This window comes from Dietzia timorensis (assembly GCF_020742175.1).
GTDB lineage: Bacteria > Actinomycetota > Actinomycetes > Mycobacteriales > Mycobacteriaceae > Dietzia > Dietzia timorensis_A.
Genome location: NZ_DYXM01000014.1, coordinates 1 through 9436, shown reverse-complemented (window position 1 = coordinate 9436; position 9436 = coordinate 1). Strand labels below are relative to the sequence as shown.

The following is a 9436-nucleotide window of genomic DNA, read 5'->3' as shown; positions in this document are numbered from 1 at the left end:
GAGTTCTCGACGGGCTCCTCCCGGTGCTCGAGGCGGTACCCCCGCACGAACTCGCCGCGACTCTCGGCGCACTCAGCCAGGCACTGCAGGGCAACGGCGAGCGCCTCGGCGTGTCGATCGAGCAGCTCGGCAAGGTGTTCGGCGGAATCAACGAGGACCTGCCTGCGCTCGAGTCCGGAATCCAGGACCTCGCGACCTTCTCGCAGACCTACACCGAGGCGGTGCCCGATCTCATCGGAGCGCTCGACGCCCTGCGCACCACCTCCTACACAGTCGTGGAGAAGCAGGAAGACCTGCGCGGCTCGATCCAGTCGGTGACCAATGGTTCGAACGATCTCACCGGGTTCCTCGAAGTGAACAAGGAGAACGTGATCAATCTGCTCGCCGACTCGCGGCAGACGCTCGACTATCTCGCCCAGTATTCACCCGTACTCGAGTGCTCGGTGCGGAACTTCAAGAGGAGCCTCGACTTCTCCGATGACATTCTCGGCGTCGGCGACCCGCATCCGGGTATCCGTGTCACGATCGAGTTCGTCAATCCCCGCGGGCGGTACCTGCCCAACCAGGACGAGCCGCGCGCTTTCGATACTCGCGGCGCCCGGTGCTACGGCACGCCGGCCCCAGGGGAGAACTTCTCCGCGGCTCCCGGCGGCGCTCTCGCCGACGGTGCGTGGCAGCCGCCTTCGCGTAACCCGGGCCCGGCGCACATGGATGATGCTCCGGACCCGCGCAACTCCGACGCGCCGGTCACACAGCCGCGTCAACGGGGCAGTGTGCCCGATGCTCCGGGACGTTACGTCCCTGAGCAGCCGAACCGTCCGCTGCCACCGGGAGTGGACGACCGGCCGATGGGGTACGAGGGTTCGCCGATCGAGATGGCCACTGTCCAGACGATCTATGGGGCCGCAAAGGGCGACACTCCCGACTCGACGCCACAGTGGATCGCCGGCCTCGGCGCCCCTGCGCTACGCGGAGCGGAGGTGACCATCCGATGAGTAGGAACCCCTCCAACCGGAGCCTCATGGCTCCGATGGTCAAGCTGATTATCTTTATCATCATCACCGCCATGGCGACCCTTATCCTCGCGAACACCATGCGTGGAAGCGGCTCTGGCGGAGGCGACGAATACCATGCGATCTTCTCCGATGCCACGCAGAGCGAACCGGGCGACGAAGTCCGCATCGCCGGCGTTCCCGTGGGCCGGGTCACCAGCGTCGAGCTCTACGACAACGACAAGGCGCGGGTGTCCTTCGCACTCGAGGGTAGGGACAACCTCCCCGCAAACACCCACGCCGCAATGAAGTTCCGTAACCTCATCGGCCAGCGCTATATCTCGCTGTCCAGGGGAGAGGGTGCGGCCGGAGACACCATGGATCCGGGAGACACGATTCCCCTCGAGCAGACAACACCCGCCGTCAATCTCACGGCCCTGTTCGACGGATTCCGTCCGCTTTTCACCACCCTCAATCCCGAGGACGTGAACAAGCTCGCGGATTCGTTGGTGAAGGTGCTCCAGGGCGAGGGTGGAACCGTCCAGCAATTGGTACGCGACATCGGCTCGCTGACGAACACGCTCGCCGACCGCGATCAGATAATCGGCGAGGTGATCGACAACCTGACGGCCGTGCTCGACACGATCAACAGCCGCGAACAGCAGTTCGACGAACTGGTTATCAACACCTCCTCCCTCATCGACGGGCTGTCCGGCGACTCCCAGGAGATCGGGTCTGCGCTCGACTCTCTCGCGGACCTGACTTCGGTCACCGACAACGTCCTGGAGAACACCAGGCCCGCCGTCACCGATTCGCTCACCGCGTTGAACACGGTGGCCACCGATCTCAATGGCAACCGCGACAGCCTGGAATCGGTGATCGAGACGATGCCCGTCAAGACAGAGAAGCTGGTGCGTACCGGTTCATTCGGCTCGTGGTTCCAGTTCTATCTCTGTGGCATCGATGTTTCGGTCGGCTCCGGCTCTGCGCCGAACATGTCGAGTCCGCTGTTGCCGCTGGTAGGCCACCTGGACACGCATCGTCAACCGATCTACACGAACTCAGCACCACGCTGTAGCGCTGAAGGCGTCGCTGCGGCCAACGCGCAATCGAACGGAGGTGGGAACTGATGGCGCCCGAGAAGAAAAAGCGCAAGGGTAAGAAGGCGGGCGAGTACCGGATCCCCAATCCGTTGCTGGGCCTGATCGGAATCGTCACGATTCTCGTACTCACATTTGCCAGCTCTAATTTCAGTTCGCTGCCGATCGTGGGCGCAGGGCCGAAGTACACCGCGTACTTCTCGGAGGCCGCCGGGATGCAGTCGGGCGACGAGGTCCGCATCGCGGGCGTCAAGGTAGGGCAGGTCTCGGGCATCGAGCTCGACGGTGACCGGGTCAAGGTCGAATTCCGCTCCAAGGGCGCATGGCTCGGCGATCAAACCCGCGCGTCGATCCAGATCAAGTCGGTTCTGGGGCAGAAGTTCCTCGCTCTCGAACCTGCGGGTCGCGAAGAGCTCGACACTGACACTCCGATCGAGCTCGACCGCACCACCTCGCCGTATGACGTCGTGACCGCCTTCAGCCAGGCCGCCGAGGTCGTCGAGGGAATCGACGAGGAGCGCCTAGGGGAGTCGCTGGAAGTACTCACCGAGTCGATGGACGTCGCCCCGGGAGAGTTCCGCTCTGCCGTCGACGGCGTATCTCGGCTTTCGCGCACTATCTCGAGCCGCGACCGCGAATTGCGCGATCTGCTTGCCGCCACGCGGCAGTCGGCAACGATCGTCGCCGAGCGCAACGAGGAGTTCCGCAAGCTCATCGCCGGTGTCGGCGATCTGCTCACCGAGCTCAATAACCGTGAGGAGTCGATCAAGCTGGTGCTCGCTTCGGGTACATCGCTCGCGCGCGAGCTGCGCCAGCTCGTCGCCGATAACGAGGCGCAATTCGGTCCGACGCTCGATCAGCTTGACCAGGCCCTGGGCGTGCTTACCGACCACGAGCAGGACCTGCGAGACTCGCTGACCAACCTCGCACCGTTCTACGGGATCTATTCGGACATTCTCGGTACCGGACGCTGGTTCGATTCCACGGTGACCAACCTCCTCCCGCCGGGATTGCCGCTAATCCCCGGTAACCGCGAACCTCTTCAGCAAGGGGGGCAGTAAGCCATGAAACTCGCGCACAAGAAGTTTCCGATCTGGCTCGTGGCCCTTCTCCTGGTGATCATCATCGTCGTCGCCACGGTGGTATGGGGTAGCTGGTCCCGCGTCGGGCGCACTCACATCACGGCATACTTCGACACATCCGTGGGCGTATCCGAGGGCACCGACGTCCGCGTGCTCGGCGTCAAGGTCGGCAGCGTGGAGCAAGTCATTCCGCTCGGCGATAAGGTCGAAGTGAAGATGTTCGTCAATCGGGGAGTGGACATTCCCGCGGATGCGAAGGCCGCACAGGTCACCCCTTCGGTGATTCCTGACCGTTACGTCCAGATGCTTCCCGCCTACACCGACGGGCCGAAGATGGAGGACGGTGCCGTGATCGAGCGCGACCGGACGACGACTCCGGTCGAGGTCGATCGGCTCTACAAATCGCTGCAGGATCTGTCCACGGCACTCGGACCCGAGGGCGTGAACGAAGACGGCACCGTGAACCGATTCCTCGACACCTCTGCCCGGACACTCGGCGAGAATGGCCGCGCACTCGGCGATTCGATCGATCAGCTTTCACAGGCCTCGACGACACTCGCGGATTCTCGGCAGGATCTCGCCGGCACGGTGACAAACCTGCAGTCCTTCGTGTCCATGTTGGCGGAGAACGACCAGCAGGTCCGCACGTTCAACGACCAGATGGCGCAGTTCAACCAGACTGTCGCCAACCAGCGCGAGAACCTGCAGTCCGCGCTCGGCGAGCTCTCCTACGCTCTGGCCGACGTGGCGCGCCTCGTACGTGACAACCAGGACGTCATCCAGCGCAACGCCGAGAAACTCGCCACGGTGGGCGGGGTGACCGCGGATCACACAGAGGACATCAAGGAGATCCTCGTGCAGGCCCCGCTTGCGCTGTCGAACCTCATCGAGGCTTACGACGCCGAGTCGGGAACGCTGCACATGCGGCTGGTTCTCCACGATTCGCAAAGTCCTGCCAACGTGCTGTGCAAGATGATGCAGCTCAACCGTTTGCAGCCGGGGAATCCGTTGTTCGAGGGTCTCACGGACGAGGCCGGAATCAAGGAATGCCAGGCACAGGTCGAAGAGCGCAACGCCTTCCTCAAGGACAACGTCGAGCTGCCCACCGGAATTATGACGGCCGAGCTCGCCCAGACACTCCAGGTTCCGGGAGCGGTGCCCGGAGTCGAGGGCTTCAATCAACCGCCGGCCTCGGAGAGGAGCCCACGATGAAACATCGGATCAAGGCCGCCTTCTCCGCACTTGCCTGTGGCACAGTGATCGCGCTGACTGCCGGCTGCTCCACGAGCATCGAGGACGTGCCGCTGCCGGGCGGGGCCGATGTCGGAAGCGACCCGATCAACCTGTCCATCCAGTTCGAGGACGTTCTCGACCTCGTTCGGCAGGGAACGGTGAAGGTCAACGGTCTACCCGCAGGGCGGATCGAGGACATTCATCTCGCCGACGATGGGTGGACCGCCGAAATCGAAATCGCGATGCGAAACGACGTCGACCTTCCGGCAAATGCGGTGGCGTCCGTGCAGCAGACGAACCTCCTTGGCGAGAAGTTCGTCGAGTTGTCCGCTCCGGAGGGGGAGGCCCCTCGCGGGGAAATCACCGACGGTGATTTCATTCCGCTCGATCGCACCCGGACCGCCACGAACATCGAGCAGGTGCTCGGCGCGCTGTCGCTGGTGCTCAATGGCGGTGGGCTGAGTCAGGTGCAGTCGATCGTCACCGAGCTCAATGCCATGACCAACGGTCGCGAAGGCCAGCTCAAGGACACCTTGAACACGACGGCCGACCTCATCAATTCGCTCAACAGGCAACGTGATTCCATCGTCACGGCTATCGACGGCGTCAACGAGCTGTCGGCAAACACCCGCGAGCAGACCCCGCAGATCGAAGCCATCCTTGACGAGCTGCCCGAGGGCGTGGCCGTTCTCGACGAACAGCGTCCGCAGTTCGTGGAGATGCTCCGGCGCATCGACGCGCTCGGACAGACCGGTACCGATCTGCTGCTCCGGTCCCGTGAGGATCTCATCGCGGATCTGCGCGCACTCCGGCCTGTGCTCCAGGAGCTCGCCAAGGTGACACCCGAATTGGTAGACGTTGCTGCGATCGTCCCGACCTATCCGTTCCCGGACAAGTCCGTGGAAACGACGATCGGTTCGTCCTCAAACGTGTTCCTCAACCTCGATACAGAGCTGGCGAATACGTTTGCCAACCTCGGCGTCGGCAAGGGCGACCCGCAGCCGATCGCTCCGACGAATACCAGTGGGCCGTACTCGGAAGACCCGCGTAACCCGTGGGTGGGTGAGAACGGACCGGACCGTAGGACGACTATCGTCCTTCCGCTACCGCTATTCGAGGAACCGCAAATGATGTCGCGCGCGGTCGACGGGCCGACGACTCCGGGTCTGAGTGACTTCTCGCCCATGATGGAGCATCTCCTCGAAGAGGCAGACGGTGAGCAGTGATGAAGAAATCAATCCGATACCAACTGATCGCGTTTTGCGTCATCGCCGCTGCGGGCGTCGCCTACGTGGGGATCAACTACGTGCGGCTTCCCACACTTCTCGGCTTCGGGCAGTACACGGTCAACCTCGAGCTGCCTGATTCCGGCGGTATTTTCTCCAACGCCTCGGTGTCCTACCGCGGCGTCGAAGTCGGCCGAGTGGGGGACCTCAGCCTCACCTCGGAGGGCGTCAACGTCGAGCTCGAACTCAACGATGATGCGCCGAAGATCCCCGCGAATGCGCGCGCCGTGGTCGCCAACCGCTCGGCCATCGGCGAGCAGTATGTCGATCTGCGCCCGGTAAGCGACACCGAGCCCTACCTCGAAGACGGGGATAAGCTCACCGGCAACCGAGAAGACCTGCCCGTGCGTGTAGAGGAGCTTTTGCATGACGTCGACGAACTAACCCGATCGATTCCCCTCGACCCGCTCAGGATCACGGTCGAGGAACTCGGCGATGCTGTGCGTGATCGAGGTCCCGAACTGCGCAATCTGGCGGATTCGTTGATCGAGCTTTCGGAGACGGGCATCGAGACGCTGCCACAGCTGAAACGGCTCATCCAGGACGGCGCGGTGGTACTCGACACCCAGGCCGACCAGCAGTCGGAAATCGTGTCGTTCTCCGGAGACCTGCGTACGGTCACCGAGGCGCTCCGCGACTCCGATTCGGACCTTCGCCGGCTCATTGACACGTCGGGCGAGGCCGGTACCGAGGCAAGCCGCCTGGTCAACCAGTCCGGCCCGCCGCTCACGGTGGCGACGGAGCGGTTGTCGACGACGATGAAGGCAGTCGATCCTCGTGCCGCCGGAGTTCGGACATTGCTGCAGTTGCTGCCGGTACTCTCGTCCGGATCGCAATCCGTGGCGCCGGGCGATGGGACAATCCACTTCGGTCTAGTGCTCGAAAACAATAACCCGCCGGCATGCACCATCGGCTACGAGCGCACCCACGAGATGCTCGATGAGATGAAGGCAGCGGACCCGAGCTTCGACTACCAGGAGGAGGATTTCCCGGTGAACTGGGACGCGGGATGTGACGTCCCGGACGGGTCGATGACCAACGTGCGCGGCAGCGAAAACGCGCTTCTCGCGGACCCGAACGTCGTCCAGCCTTGGGACAACAAGCCGAAGGCAGCGCCGGACCGCCTGGACCTGTCGGCGGCGGGCCAGCAGCTCGCCGAATTCACACAGGCCGTACCGAAGGGCAGCGGCTAGCCTCAAAGCCGGGCGCGGAGAAAGACACCGCGCCCGGCTTTTCGGTTACCAGCCCGCTGTAAGGTACGTCACCTATGGTGGTTTAGACATTTTCTGATGACGGCGGAGAACCGTCGCTACCGAGCCTGCGAGCACGCGCCATTTCGCGTGCCCGCAGTTCAAGGAGAGAAGTGAGCAAGGACGACAAGACACCGCCGGAGAACTCCGCGGAATCCAAGGACCCAACCGATCCCAAGGGCACCGGCACCGGCACCTCCGCGGAAAAGGCGACGTCGAAGGACGAAAGCTCGAAGAGCGAGAACCCCAAGACAACGGACTCGCAGTCCGAGACCGCGAACGTCGAAGCTTCCAAGAATGAGACTGCGAAGGCCGGAAAGTCACAGAAGTCGAAGCTCGAGGACAGCGACGACGATGCAACTGCCGACGGCGAGGAGGCAAGAAAGAAGCGCGGCGCGCCACGCTGGTTTGCCGTGCTCTCCGTCGTCATCCTCGTGATCGGCGTGGCCGGCGCCGTGTGGCAGGGCATTGGGTATTTCCAGGACCGCGGTGACAAGCAAGCGGCGTCCCTGCGCGATGAGGTCATCGACGTGGCTTCGCAGGTAGTGGTGAACTCGCTGTCGTTCTCCGCCGACACCATCGACGAGGACCAGGAGCGGCTTCGTGCGGACTCGACTGGGGAGTTCCTCAAGCAGCAGGATGAGTACGCCGAGCAGATCAAGCAGACCGTCACCGAGCAGGGCGCGACGACCTCGGCTCAGATTTCCAATGCGGCGCTCGCCGACATCAACGAGGAGACGGGCACCGCGACCGTGCTGCTCGTCTACACGGCGCAATCCGAACGTGAAGAGCTTCCCCCTGTGTCCGGCCGCCAGGCGGCGAAAGTCGAGCTCATTCGCGAGGGAGACGACTGGAAGGTCGCCGAACTCGTAGCGATCGGTGCCCAGGTGCCGGTCGGGGAGTCTTCCGAATCCGTGCAGCAACTCGACGACGTGACCGGGGCAGGCGAAGGCGCCGCCGGATCGGGCGAGGGCAGCGGCTCGGCTTCCGGCGACAAAGGCTCTGCGGATTCGACCGCCGACGCGGAATCGGGTGCCGGCAAGGACGGCCGCTCGGGCAAGGGTGACAGCGATGCCGACGCTTCGCCGACCAGCGGTGCAGCCGCGACGACGGCAGGAGGGAACTAGACCATGGCGAAAGACGACAAGAAGGACGACGCCGGTCGGAACGAGGTTCCCACCGAGAAGTTGACGACGTCGGATGCCGACACCGCCAAGGGTAAGGCCGCCGAAGAGAGCAAGGCGCCGGCCAAAGACACGGCAAAGGCAACGGATAAGTCCGATAAGGCAAAGGAGACGGACAAGGCCGACAAGTCTTCGCCAACCGAAAAGGCGGACAAGGCCGAGAAATCGGACGAGGGCGCGAAGGCCGAAACGGCCAAGGAGAAAAACGCCAAGGCGGCCGAGAAGGCCGAAAAGAAGAAGGCCAAAAAGGCAGCGAAGGCCGAAGACCCGGACTCGGGCAAGAGGCGTATCGGCTACGGCTGGCCCATCGCGGCCGCCGTTGTCGGCGTGATCGGACTCGTGCTTGCCACCGTGTTCTTCCTCCGGCCGGGACTCGACTACGAAAACGAGGCCTTCGCCGACCGCGAGACCACCGACGAGGTGGCCACCGCTGCGGCGGAGAATGCCAAGAAGCTCGTGGGTATCGATTACGAGACGCTGGACGAATACGTCGATGGTCTTCCCGAGATCATGACCCCGGAGCTCGAGGACGAGCTGATGCAGAGCTGGGACCAGCTCGCCGACACGTACGAGCAGGCGAAGACGAAGGTCGACGTGTCGATCAGTGACGTCGGCGTCACATATCTGGAAGAGAACCGCGCGGAGGTGCTTATCGCGCAGAACGTATCCGTGACGCAGGACGGCCAGGCGGCGGGTTCGACGGATGGGACTTACCTCGTGCGTCTGGAGAAAGTCGACGGTGACTGGAAGCTTTCTTCGATCCCCGACCTGCCGAGTTAGCCGCTCCGGCCAGGCAACCGAGTCGCCCCGCACGGATCCGTGCGGGGCGACTCGCCCATTTGGGCCTTGACGAATCGGCGTGCACGGTTCACTCTTAAAGTGTTCGCGACGCGCCCGATACTCGGGAGCGAGAGCCAAGCGCATAGCCAGCCGCTTGCTGCTCGCCTCGCGCCCGCCTCGATTACCGCATCGGGGGCGGATAAAACTCGCTCTGGACACATTTGTCGCGAGTGGCTATAGTAGGACGTTGCGCTGGCTTCATTTTGTCGTTTCCACCAACCGTTCGCGTTCCGAGGATTTCGTACCGATTTCGGTCGTTACCTCCCAGAACAGCACAATTGCGGGTTGGTTGCCTCATATAGCGGGGGTATGAGCGGTGAGTGTAAGCCGGTTTCTGCTCGCCGAATACAACTAGTTTGTGGCTGCGTATAAGCGGCCACGTGAGGTGCTGGAAGGACCCATCTTGGCAGTCTCCCGCCAGACCAAGTCAGTCTCCACTGTTCCTGGTGCACCCAGGCGCGTATCTTTC

At 63.2% G+C, this 9436-nt stretch carries 8 protein-coding genes; all 8 read left to right on the top strand.

Features of this window, described 5'->3' with window-relative positions; translation table 11 throughout:
- Positions 1 to 995, top strand: a 995-nt coding sequence (locus tag K8V11_RS00630; protein ID WP_303910242.1) for an MCE family protein, incomplete at its 5' end; no start/stop codon positions are given.
- The gene (locus tag K8V11_RS00625) at positions 992 to 2122 is read left to right on the top strand and encodes an MCE family protein (protein WP_303910239.1); all 1131 of its coding nucleotides are present in this window, start codon (positions 992 to 994) and stop codon (positions 2120 to 2122) included. The genes K8V11_RS00630 and K8V11_RS00625, both read left to right, overlap by 4 nt.
- The gene (locus K8V11_RS00620) at positions 2122 to 3153 is read left to right on the top strand and encodes an MCE family protein (protein WP_303910236.1); all 1032 of its coding nucleotides are present in this window, start codon (positions 2122 to 2124) and stop codon (positions 3151 to 3153) included. The genes K8V11_RS00625 and K8V11_RS00620 overlap by 1 nt, the downstream gene beginning before the upstream one ends.
- A 3-nt stretch (positions 3154 to 3156) precedes the next feature.
- Complete coding sequence (locus K8V11_RS00615; protein WP_303910234.1) at positions 3157 to 4386, top strand: MCE family protein; 1230 nt, start codon at positions 3157 to 3159, stop codon at positions 4384 to 4386.
- On the top strand, positions 4383 to 5633 hold the full coding sequence (locus tag K8V11_RS00610) for an MCE family protein (RefSeq protein WP_303910232.1): 1251 nt from the start codon (positions 4383 to 4385) through the stop codon (positions 5631 to 5633). Before K8V11_RS00615 ends, K8V11_RS00610 begins: the two co-directional genes overlap by 4 nt.
- On the top strand, positions 5633 to 6886 hold the full coding sequence (locus K8V11_RS00605; RefSeq protein WP_303910230.1) for an MCE family protein: 1254 nt from the start codon (positions 5633 to 5635) through the stop codon (positions 6884 to 6886). Before K8V11_RS00610 ends, K8V11_RS00605 begins: the two co-directional genes overlap by 1 nt.
- A gap of 170 nt (positions 6887 to 7056) precedes the next feature.
- A complete protein-coding gene (locus K8V11_RS00600) occupies positions 7057 to 8070 on the top strand; it encodes a hypothetical protein (RefSeq protein WP_303910229.1) in 1014 nt (337 codons plus the stop codon).
- A gap of 3 nt (positions 8071 to 8073) precedes the next feature.
- Positions 8074 to 8907, top strand: a complete 834-nt coding sequence (locus K8V11_RS00595) for a hypothetical protein (protein ID WP_303910227.1) — start codon at positions 8074 to 8076, stop codon at positions 8905 to 8907.
- Positions 8908 to 9436: the final 529 nt, after the last annotated feature.

Bases quoted from the DNA above. Each gene is read 5' to 3' on its own strand.
- K8V11_RS00615 (WP_303910234.1), top strand. From the start codon at position 3,157: ATGAAACTCGCGCACAAGAAGTTTCCGATCTGGCTCGTGGCCCTTCTC.
- K8V11_RS00610 (WP_303910232.1), top strand. From the start codon at position 4,383: ATGAAACATCGGATCAAGGCCGCCTTCTCCGCACTTGCCTGTGGCACA.
- K8V11_RS00625 (WP_303910239.1), top strand. From the start codon at position 992: ATGAGTAGGAACCCCTCCAACCGGAGCCTCATGGCTCCGATGGTCAAG.
- K8V11_RS00620 (WP_303910236.1), top strand. From the start codon at position 2,122: ATGGCGCCCGAGAAGAAAAAGCGCAAGGGTAAGAAGGCGGGCGAGTAC.
- K8V11_RS00595 (WP_303910227.1), top strand. From the start codon at position 8,074: ATGGCGAAAGACGACAAGAAGGACGACGCCGGTCGGAACGAGGTTCCC.
- K8V11_RS00605 (WP_303910230.1), top strand. From the start codon at position 5,633: ATGAAGAAATCAATCCGATACCAACTGATCGCGTTTTGCGTCATCGCC.